General features: G+C 74.2%; 18 protein-coding genes. 6 read left to right on the plus strand and 12 right to left on the minus strand.

Annotation, left to right across the window (positions count from 1 at the left end; translation table 11 throughout):
• Positions 1–15: 15 nt before the first annotated feature.
• The 5 genes from DRB89_RS16840 to DRB89_RS16860 form a co-directional block, all read right to left on the minus strand.
• A complete protein-coding gene (locus tag DRB89_RS16840; RefSeq protein WP_112448634.1) occupies positions 16–945 on the minus strand; it encodes a dihydrodipicolinate synthase family protein in 930 nt (309 codons plus the stop codon).
• A gap of 79 nt (positions 946–1,024) precedes the next feature.
• Entirely contained in the window at positions 1,025–2,506 is a 1,482-nt protein-coding gene (locus DRB89_RS16845; RefSeq protein ID WP_112448635.1) for an NAD(P)/FAD-dependent oxidoreductase, read from the minus strand.
• Entirely contained in the window at positions 2,487–2,822 is a 336-nt protein-coding gene (locus DRB89_RS16850) for a (2Fe-2S)-binding protein (RefSeq protein ID WP_204357711.1), read from the minus strand. Before DRB89_RS16850 ends, DRB89_RS16845 begins: the two co-directional genes overlap by 20 nt.
• An 86-nt stretch (positions 2,823–2,908) precedes the next feature.
• Positions 2,909–4,090, minus strand: coding sequence for an FAD-binding oxidoreductase (locus DRB89_RS16855; RefSeq protein WP_112448636.1), 1,182 nt, complete (start codon positions 4,088–4,090; stop codon positions 2,909–2,911).
• Between the two features lie 79 nt (positions 4,091–4,169).
• Complete coding sequence (locus DRB89_RS16860; RefSeq protein WP_112448637.1) at positions 4,170–6,566, minus strand: collagenase; 2,397 nt, start codon at positions 6,564–6,566, stop codon at positions 4,170–4,172.
• 172 nt (positions 6,567–6,738) lie between these two features.
• On the opposite strand from DRB89_RS16860, the gene DRB89_RS16865 reads away from it, so the two are divergent.
• Positions 6,739–8,121, plus strand: a complete 1,383-nt coding sequence (locus DRB89_RS16865) for an aminopeptidase P family protein (RefSeq protein ID WP_204357712.1) — start codon at positions 6,739–6,741, stop codon at positions 8,119–8,121.
• A 57-nt stretch (positions 8,122–8,178) separates the two neighbouring features.
• On the opposite strand, the gene DRB89_RS42985 is transcribed toward DRB89_RS16865, so the two are convergent.
• The 3 genes from DRB89_RS42985 to DRB89_RS16875 all read right to left on the minus strand — a co-directional run bounded on the left by DRB89_RS42985 (position 8,179) and on the right by DRB89_RS16875 (position 10,261).
• Complete coding sequence (locus DRB89_RS42985; protein WP_162688608.1) at positions 8,179–8,535, minus strand: hypothetical protein; 357 nt, start codon at positions 8,533–8,535, stop codon at positions 8,179–8,181.
• Between the two features lie 170 nt (positions 8,536–8,705).
• Positions 8,706–9,104, minus strand: a complete 399-nt coding sequence (locus tag DRB89_RS16870; protein ID WP_112448638.1) for a RidA family protein — start codon at positions 9,102–9,104, stop codon at positions 8,706–8,708.
• Complete coding sequence (locus tag DRB89_RS16875; RefSeq protein ID WP_112448639.1) at positions 9,101–10,261, minus strand: acyl-CoA dehydrogenase family protein; 1,161 nt, start codon at positions 10,259–10,261, stop codon at positions 9,101–9,103. Before DRB89_RS16875 ends, DRB89_RS16870 begins: the two co-directional genes overlap by 4 nt.
• Before the next feature lie 184 nt (positions 10,262–10,445).
• Between DRB89_RS16875 and DRB89_RS16880 the strand changes: the two genes are divergently transcribed.
• The 3 genes from DRB89_RS16880 (at position 10,446) to DRB89_RS16890 (ending at position 13,863) form a co-directional block, all read left to right on the plus strand.
• Entirely contained in the window at positions 10,446–12,104 is a 1,659-nt protein-coding gene (locus DRB89_RS16880; RefSeq protein ID WP_112453395.1) for an AMP-binding protein, read from the plus strand.
• Between the two features lie 9 nt (positions 12,105–12,113).
• Positions 12,114–12,914: a PaaX family transcriptional regulator C-terminal domain-containing protein gene (locus tag DRB89_RS16885; RefSeq protein ID WP_112448640.1), complete on the plus strand. Its 801-nt coding sequence runs from the start codon at positions 12,114–12,116 to the stop codon at positions 12,912–12,914.
• 103 nt (positions 12,915–13,017) lie between these two features.
• Complete coding sequence (locus DRB89_RS16890; RefSeq protein ID WP_112448641.1) at positions 13,018–13,863, plus strand: GNAT family N-acetyltransferase; 846 nt, start codon at positions 13,018–13,020, stop codon at positions 13,861–13,863.
• A gap of 37 nt (positions 13,864–13,900) precedes the next feature.
• Here DRB89_RS16890 and DRB89_RS16895 read toward each other — a convergent pair whose 3' ends face one another.
• Genes DRB89_RS16895 through DRB89_RS16905 form a run of 3 tightly spaced genes read right to left on the minus strand, consistent with a single transcriptional unit; the run spans position 13,901 to position 15,217 of the window.
• Positions 13,901–14,356, minus strand: coding sequence for a DUF1801 domain-containing protein (locus DRB89_RS16895; RefSeq protein WP_112448642.1), 456 nt, complete (start codon positions 14,354–14,356; stop codon positions 13,901–13,903).
• Positions 14,357–14,411: 55 nt separating this feature from the next.
• Positions 14,412–14,864 carry a pyridoxamine 5'-phosphate oxidase family protein gene (locus tag DRB89_RS16900; protein WP_112448643.1) on the minus strand — a complete coding sequence of 151 codons (453 nt, stop codon included), beginning with the start codon at positions 14,862–14,864 and terminating at the stop codon, positions 14,412–14,414.
• Complete coding sequence (locus tag DRB89_RS16905) at positions 14,864–15,217, minus strand: VOC family protein (protein ID WP_112448644.1); 354 nt, start codon at positions 15,215–15,217, stop codon at positions 14,864–14,866. Before DRB89_RS16905 ends, DRB89_RS16900 begins: the two co-directional genes overlap by 1 nt.
• A 135-nt stretch (positions 15,218–15,352) precedes the next feature.
• Between DRB89_RS16905 and DRB89_RS16910 the strand changes: the two genes are divergently transcribed.
• On the plus strand, positions 15,353–15,907 hold the full coding sequence (locus tag DRB89_RS16910; RefSeq protein ID WP_239516191.1) for a helix-turn-helix transcriptional regulator: 555 nt from the start codon (positions 15,353–15,355) through the stop codon (positions 15,905–15,907).
• Here the strand turns inward: DRB89_RS16910 and DRB89_RS16915 are convergent.
• Complete coding sequence (locus DRB89_RS16915; protein WP_112449183.1) at positions 15,852–16,748, minus strand: YihY/virulence factor BrkB family protein; 897 nt, start codon at positions 16,746–16,748, stop codon at positions 15,852–15,854. The two genes, DRB89_RS16910 and DRB89_RS16915, sit on opposite strands and share 56 nt — an antisense overlap.
• 136 nt (positions 16,749–16,884) lie before the next feature.
• On the opposite strand from DRB89_RS16915, the gene DRB89_RS16920 reads away from it, so the two are divergent.
• Positions 16,885–17,469, plus strand: coding sequence for a VanZ family protein (locus DRB89_RS16920; RefSeq protein ID WP_239516192.1), 585 nt, complete (start codon positions 16,885–16,887; stop codon positions 17,467–17,469).
• The last annotated feature ends 57 nt before the right edge of the window (positions 17,470–17,526 follow it).

The following is a 17,526-nucleotide window of genomic DNA, read 5'->3' on the forward strand; positions in this document are numbered from 1 at the left end:
GGCGGTTCGGCGTGGTCAGTTGAGGCCCTCGGCGAGGGCCTTCTCGGTGGCGGCGCGGACGGCGGCCTCGATCTCGCCGGTCAGCGGGAAGCGGGGCGGGCGGGTGGCGCCGCCGGGGCGGCCGGCCAGGTCCATGGAGAGCTTGATGGCCTGCACGAACTCGGTCTTGGAGTCCCAGCGCAGCAGCGAGTGGAGGGACTTGTAGAGCGGCAGGGCCGTGGTGAGGTCTCCGGCGACGGCGGCCCGGTAGAGGGTGGCGCAGGACTGCGGGAGGGCGTTGGGGTAGCCGGCGATCCAGCCGACGGCGCCGGCCAGGGCGAGTTCGAGCAGGACGTCGTCGGCGCCGATGAGCAGGTCCAGGCCCGGGGCGAGTTCGGCGATCTCGTAGGCGCGCCGCACGTCGCCGCTGAACTCCTTGACGGCGACGACGGAGCCGTCGGCGTGGAGCCGGGCGAGCAGGGACGGGACGAGGTCCACCTTGGTGTCTATGGGGTTGTTGTACGCGACGACGGGCAGCCCGGCGCGGGCGACCTCGGCGTAGTGGGCGCGCACGGTGTCCTCGTTGGCCCGGAAGGCGTTGGGGGGCAGCAGCAGGACGGATCCGGCGCCGGCCTCGGCGGCCTGGTCGGCCCAGCGGCGGGATTCGGCGCTGCCGTAGGCGGCGACGCCGGGCATGACGCGGGCGCCGTCGCCGGCGGCCTCGACGGCGGTGCGCACGACGCGGGCGCGCTCCTCGTCGGTCAGGGTCTGGTACTCGCCGAGGGAGCCGTTGGGGACGACGCCGTCGCAGCCGTTCGCGATCAGCCAGGCCACGTGCTCGGCGTACGCGTCGTAGTCGACGCTCAGGTCTTCCCGCAGGGGTAGCGCGGTGGCGACCATGATGCCGTGCCAGGGGCGGGTACGGGTGTCGGTACCGGCGGGCGCGGGGGTGTGCGCGTGGTTCATGAGTGAGCTCTCCCTAGAGTGGTGTGTGACATTTTACTAGTGGGTACAAGGTGGCCACAAGACTCGCGGCACACCCGAATCAGTGGTCCGCGGGAGGAAGTTCCGCGAGGTGGCCCAGCGGGACCGGGCAGGACAGCGGTCTGCGGTCGGGCGCGGGGTCGTGTCCGGCCAGGGCCGCGACGGCCGGACCGCACATCCGGCCCTGGCACCAGCCCATCCCGGCCCGGGTGAGCAGTTTGACCGTACGAGCGTCCCGCGCCCCCAGGTCCCGCACGGCCTCCCGGATCCGGCCGGCCGGGACCTCCTCGCAGCGGCACACGTCGGTGTCCTCGCGCAGCCAGCCGGTCCAGCCGGGCCCCGGGCGGTGGGCGGCGGCCATCGCGGCGGCGAAGGCGCGCAGCCTCGTACGGGTCCGGGCGAGCCGGGCCGGGACGGGTCGGCCGGCGAGGGCGTGGGCGGCGATCTCCCCTTCGGCCAGGGCCAGTTGGGCGCCGCCGACGCCGCCGGTCTCCCCGGCGGACCAGATCCCGGGGACGGAGGTGCGGCCGTCGGGGTCGAGCTCCAGGGCGACGGCCCCGTCGGGGCCGGTGGCCGTGGCGCAGCCCAGTCCGGTCGCCAGTTCCAGCTGGGGCACGAGCCCGTGGCCCACCGCGAGGGCGTCGCACGGGATGCGGCGGCCCGTGCCGGGCACCGGGCGCCAGTCGCGGTCGAGGCGGGCCACGGTGACGGCCTCGACGCGGCCGGTGCCGTGGGCCTCGGTGACGGCGTGCCGGGTCAGGAAGCGGATGCCGTGGCGGAGCAGGGCGCTGCCGTACGTGGCCGCCTCGGCGAGCTTGGCGGGGTTGCGCAGCAGGACCGGGGTGTGGGCGGCGTAGCCGGTGTAGGCGGCGGCTTCGACCACGGCGGGCACGCGGGCCCCGGCGGCGCCGAGCGAGCCGGCCACGGCGAGCAGCAGGGGCCCGCTCCCGGCGACGACGACGCGCTTGCCCGGGAGCACGAGCCCGCTCTTGAGCATGGCCTGGGCCCCGCCGGCTCCGACGACCCCGGGGAGGGTCCAGCCGGGGAAGGGCAGTTGGCGCTCGTACGCGCCGGTGGCGAGCAGGACGGCGCGGGCCCGCACCCGCGCGGGGCCCTCCTCCGGTCCGGCGACGGCGTGCAGGATCCACCCGGGGGCCGCCGCCCCGTCGGGGACGACGGTCCAGACGTGGTGGAAGGGGAGGTGGGTGATCCGCCCGGCCGCCTCGTGGGCGCGCAGGGCGGCTTCGCGCGGGGCGAAGGCGCTCCAGCCGTGGTGCAGGGCTTCGGGGCGGGCCGCGCCGAGGGCGGGCGCCGGGTGGCGGTAGTACTGCCCGCCGGGGCGTTCCCCCGCGTCCAGGAGGGTGACGCGCAGCCCGAGTCCGGCGGCCGTGACGGCGGCGGCGAGGCCGGCGGGGCCGGCGCCGACGACGGCGAGGTCGCACGGCCCGCCGTCCGCCCCGGCGGGGGCGGTGCCGGTGCCGGGTCCGGAGTCGGGTCCGGTGTCGGCGCGGCGCGCGTCGCGGTCAGACGGCGAGGTCGCCATGGCCCGTTCCTTCCTGAGTGGTGACGCGGTCCCCGGGCCGGGCGGGCACCAGGCACGCCCGCTGGTTCGGGCGGCCGTTGACGGTGACGAGGCAGTCGTAGCAGCTCCCGATCCCGCAGAACGCTCCGCGCGGGGCGCCGGTCTCCCGGGTGGTCCGCCAGGCGAGGATGCCGGCGGACCAGAGGACGGCGGCGATGCTCTGACCGGCCTGCGCGGACAGCTCGCGGCCGTCGAAGCGGAGGCTCCACGTTGCCGTGGGGGTGCCGCCGACCAGGTCGCGGGGCGACCTTCGCCGGCCCCTCGTCGCTTCGCTCATCGCTTCCGTTCTCCTCGGTGCTCGGTTGCTCGGTTCCCCGGGCTCTGCCCGGACCCGTCCTGAGGCTCCGCCCCGGACCCCGCGCCTCAAACGCCGGCGGGGCTGAGTTTGCCCGGCCCGGAATCGCCCGGGTCGAAGCGGGACGGGGCGAAGGGGGTCGGGTCCAGCGGCGGGGCCGTGGCCGTCAGGGCCGCCGTGATCAGGGAGCCCGTGGCCGGGGCCAGGCCGATGCCCGCCCCCTCGTGGCCGCACGCGTGCAGCAGCCCCGGCACCCGGGGGTCCTGGCCGATCGCCGGGAGGTGGTCCGGCAGGTACGGGCGGAAGCCGTGGTAGGTGCGGAGCACCTTGACGGACGACAGCACCGGGAACAGCGCCGCCGCCTGCGCCGCGAGCCGCCGCAGCGCTTCCGTCGACAGCGAGCGGTCGAAGCCGACCCGCTCGCGCGTCGCCCCGATCAGCACCGGGCCCGCCGGGGTGCCTTCGACGACCGCCGATGACTGCAGCGCCGCCGATCCGCTCGCCACGTCCGCGATGTAGTCCGCCGCGTAGACCTTGTGCCGCACCACCCTCGGCAGCGGCTCCGTGACCAGGACGAACCCCCGGCGCGGCAGCACCGGCAGCGAGGCTCCCGCCAGGGCGGCCACCGCGCCGCCCCAGGTCCCGGCGGCGTTGACCACCGCCGGGGCCAAGAGGTCCCGGCGGGCCGTGCGGACGCCCCGGACCGATCCCGAGGGGTCGAGCAGCAGGTCCGTCACCTCCTCGCCGAGGTACGTCCGCGCCCCCGAGGCCGCCAGCAGCCGGGCCGCCGCCTGGGCCGGCTGGACCTGCGCGTCCTGCGGGTAGTGGAAGCCGCCCGCCAGGCCCGGGGCCAGGTGGGGTTCCAGCTCGCGCAGTTCCTCCGGCCCGACCTCCACCGCGTCGACCCCGGCGGCGCGCTGGCCTTGCGCGAAGCCCCGCAGCCCCTTCACCGTGTCCCCGTCGGCCGCGACGACCAGACCGCCCTTGGCCTCGTACTCGATCTCCTCGGGGAGCTCGGGCGCCAGTTCGCGCCACAGGCGTGCCGACAGCAGGGCGAGGTCCAGCTCCGGGCCCGCCTCCTTGTCGGAGACGAGCAGGTTGCCCTCGCCGGCGCCGGTCGTACCGCCCGCGACCGGGCCGCGGTCGACGACGGCCACGTGCAGTCCGGCGCGCGCCGCGTAGTACGCGCACGCGGCGCCGACGACGCCCGCGCCGATGATCACGACGTCCGGGGAGGTTCTCTTGGGCACGGCAGTAATATGTCACATTCTTTATCGAGGGAACAGGGAGTGGAACGGGCCGGCCCCCGCCGGGACCGGCCCGGACCGGTCAGCTGCGCAGCGGGCCCTCGCAGGAGTAACTCGAGGTGCCCGCGACGTGGTTGGTCCAGATCTCCACGGGCCCGAAGGAGCAGTTCATGTCGGCCAGGTTGTTCGAGGCCGCGCCCGCCCGGTCGAGGAGGAAGTAGTCGACCGTCTCGGACATGTCCTTGAAGTTCTGGTCGTCGCTGCGCCACTTCGTCAGGTTCGCGGTGATCTTGCCCGTACAGGTGAACCGGCGCTTGCCGGGGTCGCCGTTCTCCACGCAGTCCGGATTGCTGTACGTGGCCGTCGCGAAGGCCGACTTCACGTCCGCGAGCGCCGCGTCGCGCAGCAGGCCGTTCGGGGTGAAGGAGGTGTTCGGCACGTACAGCTGGTCCAGCTTGGCGATCTGGGCGTCGAGGAAGCGGTCGTAGTCGCGCTGGAGGTAGGAGTCCTGGCCCAGCCGGGTGCGCCAGGCGTCGTAGCCCGCCGGGTCGTCTGCGCGCAGGAGGCCGTACATCTCCTTGAGCACCGAGGGGTGCTCGGTCCACAGGAACTCGAAGAAGGTGCCGGCGTAGTTGTAGAAGCGGAAGCCGTCGCCGTCGTAGGTGGCGTGCAGCAGCTGGTCCACCGTCATGCGCGGGCCGCCGCCGGCCGTGTCGTTGACGATGCCCCGGACCAGGGACTTCCGCACGGCGATGCCGTTGTCGCGGGTCGCGCCGTCGAAGAACTCGGCGGTGCCCTCGTCCATGGCGGTCGTGCGGTCGTTCTGGTACCAGGGGCCCTGGCCGAAGGAGCCGGGGACGGCGAAGCGGCCGTTGAGGTAGTGCGTGTACTCGTGGCGGAAGAGCTCCTCGAGGGTGAGCGAGGAGTCCTGCGGGACGCGGCGCTGGTAGGTGTAGAAGGTGGCGCCGTTCTCGATGTAGATGCCGCCGTTGTTGGTGCCGTAGCCGGTCAGGACCGGGTGGTAGCCCACGTAGTCGGCGCGCGAGGCGTAGAGCACGATGTTCAGCGTGGCGTTGGCGTCTCCGGCGAGCGGCTGTTCGGTGCCCAGCACGCGGTGGAACTGCGTCTTGACCTGCTTGCTCGCGTAGTAGAGCTGGTCGACGGTGGCCCGGTCGAGGCCGGTGCGGACCTTGATGGCGCCGTTGTCGTACGTGAAGGTGTTCGGGAAGAGCTGCCTCTCGATGTCCTCCTTGCACACCCCGTACGGCTTGCACGCCTGGTAGTAGTTGAGCCAGGAGACGACCTTCGCCCACTGCTCGCTGCCGTCGCCGAAGGTGGACCTGACCGGGCCCAGCAGCGCGCCGAGGTCGGCGGTGATCGCGTCCCGCAGGCTCGGGATCTGGCCGAAGCGGCCGTACTCGGCCAGCGCGTCGCGCGCCACCCAGGCGTTGGTGGCGCCCTTGAGGTGGGCGTACGTCGCGAAGTTCTTGAAGACGGCGCGGTACGCGGGGTCGCCGGCCGCGGCCGCCCGGAAGGCGGCGTCCTGGTTGTTGACGCCGAGGTAGTTGACGGAGAGGGCGGCGAGCGCCGCGCCCGCCCAGGCGGTGTCCAGGTGCGTCGCGGGGTGCGACGGGTCCATGGTGGCCAGGACCTTCGTGATCAGGCCGAGCTGGTGCTGGCGCAGGCCGGGGGCGCTGGCGGCGTACAGGGCCTCGCGCAGGGTGCGGGCGTTGGAGGCGGTGGCGTCGAAGGTGCGGGCGGCGGAGCCGAAGTCGGCGACGGCCCGACGCATCGCGTCCACGGTCGGGGCGTCGGTGACGTCGATCTCGGTGCGGGAGAAGTCGTGGTAGGCCACCGCGTGCAGGTAGGTGAACATCTCCTCCAGGTGCGAGGAGTTACGGCCGTCGTGGGCGGCGGCGAGGGTGGATATGCGGCGCGAGACGGCCTGGACGTGGGCGTCGGACATGACGGGGGCCAGGCGCGCGTCCCACGTCCATATGAGGCCCGAGAGGCAGCCGCCCGAGCCTGCGGTGACGGCCGGGTCGGCGAGGAAGTCGGCGAACTGCTCGGGAGAGAGGTTCGTGATCCCGTCGAGGGTGCAGGGGACGCCCGAGGCGAGTCCCTGGGCGGCGGCGGCGAGCTTGCCGCTCTTCGCGGTGCTCGCGGCGGCGGGCTTGGTCACGGGGCCCGGGACCTGCCCGTCGGTGACGGCCTGGCCGCCGGGGGCCGGAGCGGGGGCCGGGTCCGTCTTCGGCGCGTCGGCGAGGTGGTCGACCTCGTCGAAGGGGTTGGCGCCCTGGGCTCCCGCGGCGAAGGTGTCGGGCGCGGTGGCGCCCGGGGCCTGCGCCGCGGCGCCCGCGGCCTTCGCGCCGGCGCCGGTCTCGGCGGCCTGGGTCACGGCCTGGCCGGCGGTGGCGAGGAGGGTGACCGCGACGGCGGCGGAGAGGAGCGACGTACGCACGGCTCTGTGCTGGAACACCAAGAACTCCTGCTGGGAGGGGAGGTGGGGGAAGTGGTGCGCGAACTGCCCTGCTTCACGCGGCGTTTGACGGGGATTAACGAACCGCTGTGTGACCTGTAACATAGTAATGTGAAATTGCACTGACAAGACCCGTGCGCCCACCAGTTCGCATCTTCTTGAGGGAGCTCCCGTGACCGACCCCCACTCCCGCCCCACCACCGGGCTCAACATCGGCAGCCATGACCTGCCGGTATCACCCGAGTTGTCCCGCTTCATGGCGTCCGACTGGGCCGCCTCGCCCCTCCCGGAGACCGACCGCGTCCCCGCGCACGCGCTCACCCCGGCCCGCCGCGCCCGCCTCTCGGCCCGCTTCCCCGGCGAGCGCCTGATCGTCCGGGCCGGTGAACTGCGGGCCCGCACCCACGACTGCGACCACCGCTTCCGCCCGGACACCGCCTACGCCTGGCTGACCGGGCTCACCGGCGAGGACCAGGTGGGCCACGTCCTGGTCATGGAACCCTCGGGGCCGCACGGCCACGAGGCCGTCCTGTACCTGCGCCCCCGCTCCTCGCGCGGGGACGGCACCGAGGAGTTCTACCGGGACCGCCGCTACGGGGAGTTCTGGGTCGGCCGGCGCCCCGACCTCGCGGAGGCCGAGCGGCTCAGCGGCATCCGCTGCGCGCACCTGGACTCGCTCGGCTCCCCGTCGGGGCGCGAGGCCGCCACGGACGCGGACCTCGGCGCCGCGCTCTCCGAGCTGCGCCTGGTCAAGGACGCGTGGGAGGTGGGCCAGCTACAGCTGGCCGTCGACCACACCGTCACCGGCTTCGAGGACGTCGTACGGGACCTGCCGCGCGCGCTGGCGCACCCGCGCGGGGAGCGGTGGATCGAGGGGGTCTTCAACCGCCGCGCCCGGGCGGAGGGCAACGGCACCGGCTACGACACGATCGCGGCGTCGGGCGCGCACGCGTGCGTCCTGCACTGGATCCGCAACGACGGGCGGCTGCGCGGCGACGAGCTGCTCCTGCTGGACGCGGGCGTGGAGACCGACAGCCTCTACACGGCCGACATCACCCGCACCCTCCCGCTGTCGGGGCGGTTCTCACCGGTCCAGCGCCAGGTGTACGAACTGGTGCTGGCCGCGCAGGACGCGGGCATGGCGGCGCTGCGGCCGGGCGCCAGCTTCCGCGACTTCCACCGGGCCGGGATGCGCGTGATCGCCGAGGGGCTCGCGGAGTGGGGCGTGCTCAAGCACGCGGAGGGCGACCTGCACCGGCGCTACACCCTGTGCAGCAGCGGGCACATGCTGGGCCTGGACGTGCACGACTGCGCGCAGGCGCGGGCGGACGCCTACCTGGACGGGATCCTGGAGGAGGGCCAGGTGCTCACGGTGGAGCCGGGACTCTACCTCCAGCCCGACGACGAGACCCTGCCGCCGGAGCTGCGCGGCATCGGCGTGCGCATCGAGGACGACCTGGTCATCACGGCCGAGGGCGCCCGGCTGATGTCGGGCGCCCTGCCGCGGACGGTGGCGGGTATCGAGGAGTGGATGGGGAACCTGCTGGAGGGCTGAGCCTCCGGGTCGGGAACGGGGCGGGCCCCGGCGCGGTTCACGCGACCGGGCCTCGCGTCAGTCGTTCCAGTTGTTCCCGTTGCGACCGCCGTCACGCCAGTTGTTGTCGTTGTTCCAGTTGCCGTTGTCGTGGTTGTTCCAGTTGCCGTTGTCGTGGTTCCAACTGTCGTTGTCGTTCCAGTTGTCGTGGTTCCGGTTGCCGTTGTCGTGGTTCCAGTTGTTGTTGTCCCAGTTGCTGTTCCAGCTGTCGTGGTTCCAACTGTCGTTGTCCCAGCACCAGCTGGGGCGGTCGTACCCGCGCGAGGAGTCGCAGCAGTTTCGCCACCAGTCGTCCCCGCGCCAGTCGTTCGAACGCCAGTCGGAACACCGATATGTCTGCGGAAGACTCGAGGCAAAGGCACTGCTGACGGGCATCAGGCCGAGTGTGATCCCGGCGGCCCCCGCCACGGCTGCCGCAACGAACCCACGGCGCATAGTCATACACCTCCGAGAAGAAGGGTGGATTACTCCGCTTATGAGGCATTTCCACCCTCCACCCTCCCCTGCCCACTGTCAAAGGCACCCGTTCCCACCTGCGGAAAGACCTACGGAAGCACCGCCAGCCCGTCCAGCTCGACCAGCGCCTCCTCGTCCCACAGCCGGACCACCCCCACGACCGCCATCGCCGGGTACTCGCGCCCGGCCAACCGCCGCCAGATCCGGCCGAGTTCCGGCGCGCGGGCCCGGTAGTCCGCCACGTCCACCGCGTAGACGGTGACCCGCGCCAGATCGGCCGGCGAGCCGCCCGCCCCCGCCAGTGCCGCCAGCAGGTTCGCCAGCGCCCGCTCGAACTGGGCCGCCAGCGTCTCCCCCACCACCTTCCCCGCACCGTCGAGCGCCGTCTGCCCCGCCAGGAAGACCAGCCGGCCCCCGCTCGCGACCACTGCGTGCGAGAAGCCCGTGGCCGGGGACAGCTCCTCCGGGTTGATCCGCTCCAGGCTCACGCTTCCCGCACCTCCCGGTAGAGCTCCTTGGCGATGATCGTGCGCTGCACCTCGCTGGCCCCCTCGTAGATCCGCGGGGCCCGCACCTCCCGGTAGAGGTGTTCCAGCAGGTGGCCCCGGCGCAGGGCGACCGCCCCGTGCAGCTGCACCGCGTGGTCGACCACGTACTGCGCCGTCTCGGTGGCCAGCAGCTTCGCCATGGCCGCCCGGCGCGGCACCTCCGGCGAACCCGCGTCGGCGTCGTAGGCCCCGGCCGCCGCGTAGACCAGGAGCCGGGCCGCCTCGGTCCGCGTCGCCATCTCGGCCACCCGGTGCGCCACGGCCTGCAGGTCCGCCAGCACCCCGCCGAAGGCCGTACGGGCCGCCGTGTGCGCCACCGTCGCGTCCAGGGCGGCGCGGGCCATCCCGACGGCGAAGGCGCCGACGCTGGGCCGGAAGAGGTTCAGGGTGTCCATGGCCACCCTGAAGCCGCGCCCCGGCTCGCCGAGCAGATCCTCCGGGCCGACCGGGACCCCGTCGAAGGACAGCGACCCGATCGGGTGCGGGGACAGCATGTCGACGGCCTCGCCGGTCAGGCCCGGCCGGTCGGCGGGGACCAGGAAGGCGGTGATCCCCTTGGCCCCCGGGCCCTCGCCGGTGCGCGCGAAGACGGTGTAGAAGTCGGCCTCGGGAGCGTTGGAGATCCAGCACTTGCTCCCGCTGAGCCGCCAGAGCGGCGCCCCGCCGCGCTCCTCCCGTACGGCTTCGAGTTCCAGCGCCCCCGCGTCCGAGCCGGCCCCGGGCTCGCTCAGCGCGAAGGCGGCCACCGTCCGTCCGGTGCGCACCCCGGGCAGCCAGCGTTCGCGCTGCCCCGCGCTGCCCGACCTCAGGACCGGGTACGCGCCCAGCCCCTGGAGGGCCAGCGCCGTCTCGGCCTCCGTGCAGCCGTAGGCGAGGGATTCGCGCAGCAGGCACAGCTCCAGCGCGCCCGAGGTGAACAGCCGCTCCAGCAGGCCCGCCTCGCCCAGCGCCGCGAGCAGCGGCCTGTTGACCCGGCCCGGCTCCCCCTTCTCCGCCAGCAGCCGCAGCCGCTCCGCCGCCAGTGCGCGCAGCCGCGCGCACCACTCCTCCTGGTCCGCCCCGAGCGCGAATCCTGCGGATCCCGCGAATCCGGTCATCCGAATGCCCCAGCCTCTATCGCGTCCTGTTGACTGCCGTCACCATGACGATACGCTCGTGCTGCGACCGCACGGCAGGCTCCGCACATTCGGTGCCAGGTTCCACAGCAAGGTCCATACGGAGGGTCCGGCCCCGACCCCGGGGTCCGGACCGTTGCAAGGGGGCGAACCCGCCTTGGAGCTCATGCCTTCCGCCCACCGTGACACCTTTGCCCGCGACCATCTGCCGCCCGCCGACGCCTGGCCGCGGCTCCTCTTCGAACTCCCCGAGCTGGCCTATCCCGACCGGCTCAACTGCGGCGTGGAGCTGCTCGACGCCACCATCGACCGGTTCGGCCCCGACCGCCCCGCCTTCCGCGGCGGGGACGGCACCGTGTGGTCGTACGGGGAGCTGCGCGCCCGCGTCGACCGGCTCGCGCACGTCCTCACCGCCGACCTCGGCGTGGTCCCCGGCAACCGCGTGCTGCTGCGCGGCCCCACCGGCCCCTGGCTCGCCGCCTGCTGGCTGGCGGTGATGAAGGCGGGCGCGGTGGCCGTCACCGTGCTGGCCCAGCAGCGCGCGCAGGAGCTGGCCACCGTGTGCGCGATGGCCCGGGTGAGCCATGCCCTGTGCCACGCGGACGTGGTGGACGACCTGGTCAAGGCGCAGGTACCGGGCCTGCGGATCACCGCGTACGGCGGCGGGGCCCCGGACGACCTGCTGCGGCTGGCCGCGTCCGGGCGCCACCAGGAGCCCTTCACCGCGGTCGAGACCTCCGCCGACGACGTCGCGCTCATCGCCTTCACCTCGGGCACCACCGGGCGCCCCAAGGGCTGCATGCACTTCCACCGCGATCTGCTCGCGGTGGCCGACACCTTCTCCCGCCAGGTGCTGCGCCCCCGCCCCGACGACGTCTTCGCGGGCAGCCCGCCGCTCGGCTTCACCTTCGGCCTCGGCGGGCTGGTCGTCTTCCCGCTGCGGGCCGGCGCCTCGGCCCTGCTGCTGGCGGACGGGTCCCCGCGCCGGCTGCTGCCCGCGCTCGCCGAGCACCGGGTGTCCGTGCTGTTCACGGCGCCCACCGCGTACCGGTCGATGCTGGACACGCTGGGCCCGTACGACACGGGCGCCTACGACCTCGGCGCGCTGCGCCGCTGCGTCTCGGCGGGCGAGAACCTGCCGGCCGCCACCTGGCACGCCTGGTACGAGCGGACGGGCCTGCGGATCATCAACGGGATCGGTGCGACCGAGCTGCTGCACATCTTCATCTCGGCGGCCGACGAGGACATCCGCCCGGGCACGACGGGCCGGGTGGTCCCGGGCTGGCAGGCCCGGGTGGTGGACGAGGCGGGCCGGCCGGTCCCGGACGACGAGCCGGGGCTGCTGGCCGTCCGGGGGCCCGTGGGCTGCCGCTACCTGGCGGACCCGCGGCAGGGCGAGTACGTGCGGGACGGCTGGAACGTCACGGGAGACACCTACGTCCGCGACGCGGAGGGCTACTTCCGCTACGTGGCCCGTGCCGACGACATGATCATCTCGGCGGGGTACAACATCGCGGGCCCGGAGGTGGAGGAGGCCCTGCTGCGCCACCCCGACGTACTGGAGGCGGCGGTGGTCGGCCGCCCCGACGAGCGGCGCGGGCAGGTCGTGGTCGCCTACACCGTCGCCCGGGAGGGCGCCGTCCTGACCGAGGACGCCCTGCGCACCTTCATGCGCGCGGAGCTCGCGCCGCACAAATGCCCGCGCTCCTTCGTCTTCCTGCCCGCCCTGCCGCGGACCGCCACGGGCAAGCTGCAGCGGTTCCGGCTGCGCGAGGAAGGCCCGTCCACCAGCCCTGACCTGCCCGGCAGGCCCGACAGGTCCTAGAGTGAATCCGTGGCCGAGCAACATCCCCCGCGATCCCTGATCGTCACGCTCTACGGAGCCTACGGGCGGGCCTTCCGGGGCCCGGTCCCGGTGTCCGCGCTGGTGCGCCTGCTGGGCGCGGCCGGCGTGGACGCTCCGTCCGTCCGCTCGTCGGTGTCCCGGCTCAAGCGGCGCGGCTTCCTGCTGCCCGCGCGGACCGCGGACGGCTCCGCGGCGTACGGGCTCTCCGGGGAGGCCCGCGAACTGCTCGAGGACGGCGACCGGCGGATCTACGGGGCTCCGCGCCGGTCCGAGGAGTGGCTGCTCGCGGTCTTCTCCGTACCGGAGCAGGAGCGCGCCAAACGGCACCTGCTGCGCTCCCGGCTCGCCCGGCTCGGCTTCGGCGCGGTCGCGCCGGGCGTGTGGATCGCCCCGGCCCACCTGGAGGGGGAGACCCGGCGCACCCTGGACCGGCTGCACCTGACGGCGTACGTGGAGCTGTTCCGCGGCGCCCACCTGGGCTTCGCCCCGACCGCCGAGTCGGTGTCCCGCTGGTGGGACCTGGCGGCGCTGGCCAAGCAGCACGAGGAGTTCCTCGACCTCCACGAACCCGCCCTGCGCGCCCTGCAGTCGGGCCCGGCCCCGGAGCCGGAGGCCGCCTACCGCGGCTACCTCTTCGCCCTGGACGCCTGGCGCCGCCTCCCGTACGCCGATCCGGGCCTGCCCCGCGACCTGCTCCCGGCGGACTGGCCGGGCGACCGCTCGGCGGCGGTCTTCGCCGAACTCCACGACCGCCTGAGGGACATCGGCGCCGGATTCGCGCAGCCGTAGCCGCGGGCGGCGGGGATGCGGGCGGGCAGCCGAGCGGCCGGGCGGCCGGGCGGCGGCGGAAAAACCGGCTGCACGGCCGGCCGGGCGCGGGTGACCATGACCCATGACGTGGACCTTCTCATCCGACCTGGCGGCCTATCTGGCCGCGGCGCGCCCGGCCATCGCCGCCGAGCCCGTCGCCAACACCTCGCTGCTGACCGTCATCGACGCCCTGGAGCGGCGGGGCCCTGACGCCTACGGCCCGGACGCCCCCTTCTTCGGCTGGTGGACCGGCGAAGACGGGGCCGTCGCCGGCGCCCTGCTGTGCACCCCGCCGTACCCGCTGCTGATCGGGACGCTGCCCGCCGGGGCCGTCCGGGAGCTGGGGGCCGCGCTCGGCTCCGAGCCGGTGCTGGCCGGCGTCGACGCGCTGAACGCCCGCCGCGACGACGCGCGGGTGCTGGCCGCCGCCTGGGGCAAGCCCACCGAGGTCGCCGAGGAGAACCGGCTCTACCGGCTGGCCGGACTCCTCGCACCGGACCCCGTACCGGCCGGGCGGGCCCGGCTCGCCGGCCCGGCGGACCTCCCGCTGCTGCTGGACTGGGTCACCGCCTTCAAGCAGGAGTCCGGCGAGGGCGGCACCGCCTCCGAAGCCGCCCTGCGCGACCGGCTCTCGTACGGCGGGATGCTGCTCTGGGAGGACGCCGGGGACCCGGTCTCGCTGGCCGGCTTCTTCCGCCCGGTCGGCGCGGTGGCCCGCATCGGCCCGGTCTACACCCCGCCCGAGCGCCGGGGCCGCGGCTACGCCGCCGGGGTCACCCACGCCGTGAGCGAGGCGGCGTACGCGGCCGGCGCGGTGGAGGTGCTGCTCTTCGCCGACCTGGCCAACCCGACCAGCAACGGCGTCTACCGGCGCCTGGGCTACACCCCGATCGAGGACCGGGTGGAGGTCGAGGTGGTCGCGGCCTGAGCACCCGGCCGGGCCGCGGCTCGCCGCCTGCTCGGGGTCAGCTCACCGCCTGCTTCACGAGTGCGGCGATCCGCGCCTCCACCTCGGCCGTCACCTCCGTCAGGGCGAAGACGGCCGCCCACATCGGGCCGTCGTCCAGCTGCGCCTGGTCGCTGAAGCCGAGCGTCGCGTAGCGCGCCTTGAACTTCTCCGCGCTCTGGAAGTAGCAGACGACCTTTCCGTCCAGCGCGTAGGAGGGCATCCCGTACCAGAGCTTCGGCGCGAGGACCGGGGCGGTGGCGGTGACGACGGCGTGGACGCGCTCGGCCATGATCCGGTCCGCGTCCTGCATCTCGGCGATCTTCGCGAGGACGTCCTGTTCCGCCTCGGCCGCCTTGTCCGCCTTCGAGCTGCGGCGCGCCGCCTTCTTGAGCTCCTGTGCGTGGTCCTTCATCGCGGCACGCTCCTCGGCCGTGAATCCCTCGTGCGTGCGGTTGTCGGTGGTGCTGCTCATGGCGGGTCTCCCTCGTGAGGCTCTGGATGGGTGGATCTCGAACAGGGGCGGGGCGTCAGACCAGCCAGCGACCGTCGCGCATCAGCTCACGGCCGGCCAGCTCGTTCTCCTCCCGCCAGGCCCGGATGCGGTGGGGAGTGATGCGGAACCAGCGGTACCCGGTGGTCAGCGAGCGGGGGTCGAAGCCGGTGCGTGCGGCGAACCGGTCACCCAGGTGCGGCGGCAGTGCGTCGATGGCGAGGACCTCGACGTGCCCCTCGATCATGGCGACGTCGCGGGTGTGGCCGAGGGCGAGCCGAGCGGTCCGGGTGGCGGCCAGGTTCCGGCCGGTGGGGCTTTCCGCCGGGGTGGCCGCCAAGAGCGCCTCGCCGTCCCAGTCGAAGGACAGCGGCACCAGGTGTGGGGCGCCGTCCGGCGAGGCACTGGCCACCCAGACGTCGATGTCATGGCCGAGCCGGTGCTCGGTCTCGCGACGGCGCTGCTCGCGGGAGCGGGGTGGGGTGCTCATCAGTCCTGCAGCAGTCCGATGAGGTTTCCGTCGGGGTCGATGGCGGTGGCCACCAGGCGGCCGCCGCCGACGTCGTGCGCGGCCTCCTTGACGGCGGCGCCCGCGGCGGTCAGTTCGGCGAGCTTCGCCTCGATGTCCGGCACGTGCCAGTAGGCGAGCGACGCGGTCAGGCCCTGCGGCCCGCCGCCCGGGAGGAGGCCGACGTGCTGGCCGGCGGCCTCGAAGCCGACGTAGTGGGGCCCGTCGGTCTGCGGCGCGACACCGAGCAGCGCGGTGTACACCGCCTTGGCCTGGGCGAGGTCGGAAACGGGGTGCAGCACGGTCTTCATCCCCTGGGTGGAAGAGCTGGTCACGGTCACTCCTGTCGTCGCGGAACCGATCGCCCCGGTGTGGTCCGCCGGGCTCGTTCCTCGTGACCGAAGCTTCCCCCGTCCGGGGTACGGGGCGCCTCCGTGCTGACCACGGAGAGCACTACGGATAATGGCCCGGTGTCCACTCCAGTGATCTCGGCCCGGGAAGCAGACGTACTCGAACTGCTCGGGGAGCACCTGAGCAACGCGGAGATAGCCGCGCGGCTGTTCATTTCGGTACGGACGGTCGAATCGCACGTCTCCTCGCTGCTCAGGAAGTTGGAGGTGCCGGACCGGCGGGCGCTGTCCCGGCACGCGCCCGAACCGGCGCGCGGCGAACCGGCGCGCCGGGCCCCCGCGCTTCCGGCACCGCTGACGGCGTTCGTCGGCCGGGCACGGGAACGCGGGGAGCTGGCCGCTGCGGTGACGGCACGTCGGCTGGTGACCGCCGTCGGTCTGGGCGGGGTGGGCAAGACGCGGCTCGCGCTGGCGGTGGCGGCCGACGCGGCGGGCGACTTCGCCGACGGGGTGTGCTTCGTCGACCTGGTCCCGGTCACCGATCCCGGGCGGGTGGGCGCGGCGGTCGCGGCGGCCATGGGCGCCGAACGGGCACGGGAGCCGGACCTCCCCCGGCGGTCTAGCCTCGGGCCGGCGGCCGGGGGAGGTCCGGCTCCCGTGCCCGTTCGGCGTTGAACTGGGCTCCGGTGAGCAGCGCGAGGTTCGCGAACCAGAGCCAGATGACGAAGACCACGATGCCGGCCAGCGAACCGTAGAGCCGGCCGTAGGTGTCCAGCTCCGTGTACAGCGTGAAGAGCCCCGAGGCGGCCAGCCAGAGCAGGGCCGCCAGTACGCCGCCGGGCAGTCCCCGGCGGGTCCCGCGGCTCTGGGCCGGGCCGGTCCGGAAGAGCATCAGCACCAGCAGGGTGACGACCGCCAGCAGCACGGGCCAGCGCAGGAGCGCGAGGCCCTCGGCGCCGGGCCCGCCCGCGGCCCGCGCCACCCATCGGGCCGTCGGCCCGGACACCACCAGCCCCACCGCGCCGACGACGAGCAGGACCAGCAGCAGCACGGCGTTGACGATCAGGGTGTGGGCGGCGCGCAGCGCGGTCCGGGTGTCCGGCACCCGGTGCATCGCGTGCAGGGCACGGCGGAACACCGCCAGGTAACTGCACGCCGACCACAGGGCGCTCAGCACTCCGCTGATCAACAGGGCCCATACCGAGGAGTGTTCCGCCGCGAGCCCGCCGAGCGCTTCGCGCAGCACCTGCGCCGACTGGGGCGGCACGTACGAGGTGAGCTGGGCGGTCAGCCGGTCCCTCGTGGCCCCGCCCAGCAGCCCCACGAGGGAGACCGCGATGACGAGCGCGGGCAGGAGCGCCAGTACGGCGTAGTAGGTGAGGGCGGCCGCGTGGTCGGCGAGGTTGTCGGTCCACACGCGGACGGCCGTGCGCCGCAGCTCGGCACGGGTGCGCGCCACGGGGGCCGCGCCGTACGGACGGGCTCGGCCTGATGCGCTGCGGGGGATGTCGGTCATGCCGTGCGAGTGCCCGACAGGGCTGTGCGCATGCGCCCGGGAAGCCCCGTGTACGGGCCACCGGGCCACCGGGCCCGCCGTGACGGGCCGTCGGCGGTGCGCGCGTACCGGACCGGGCCCGGGGTAGACGCGCCGCATGAAATGGACATACGCGCCGCGGCGCGCCGAGGAGCCGGACACCGGGGCCGTCGCGGCCCCCTGGACACGACGCCGTCCGGCACACCCCGCCGTCCGGGCGCTGGCCATGCTGGCGGCCTTCGTCGGGACCGTCCTGTTCAGCGTGGTCCTGGCCCGGCTCACGCTGGAACCGTCCGCCGCCTCGGTGGCCCTCGTGCACAGCAACGTCCGGCCCGGCCATTCGATCAGCGCCTACCTGGACGGGGCGTCGACCACCGAGGCGGTGCGCCAGCTGGGCGGGAACCTGCTGCTGGGCCTGCCGTTCGGGGTGCTCCTGCCCGTCCTCATGCCCCCGGCCCGGGGACTGCTGCGGGTCGCCGCGGTGACGGTCTGTCTGATGACGCTGGTGGAGCTCATCCAGGGCGCGCTCGTCACGGGACGCGTCTTCGACATCGACGACGTCATCCTCAACACGGCCGGAGCGCTCCTCGGCTACCTGCTGATCGGCCGGCGGCTGGGCCGGGCCGTGCACCCGCGCCGCCGGCACTGGTGGCACCGGGCCGGCCGCCGCGGAAAGGGGACCCCCGCGCCAAGTGACTCGTGAGTACTGCACACCCCGGCGGTGACAGCGGTGACTGTCACCGCACGCACCGGGCGTGAC

The organism is Streptomyces sp. ICC4 (genome assembly GCF_003287915.1).
Taxonomy (GTDB): Bacteria; Actinomycetota; Actinomycetes; order Streptomycetales; family Streptomycetaceae; genus Streptomyces; species Streptomyces tritrimontium.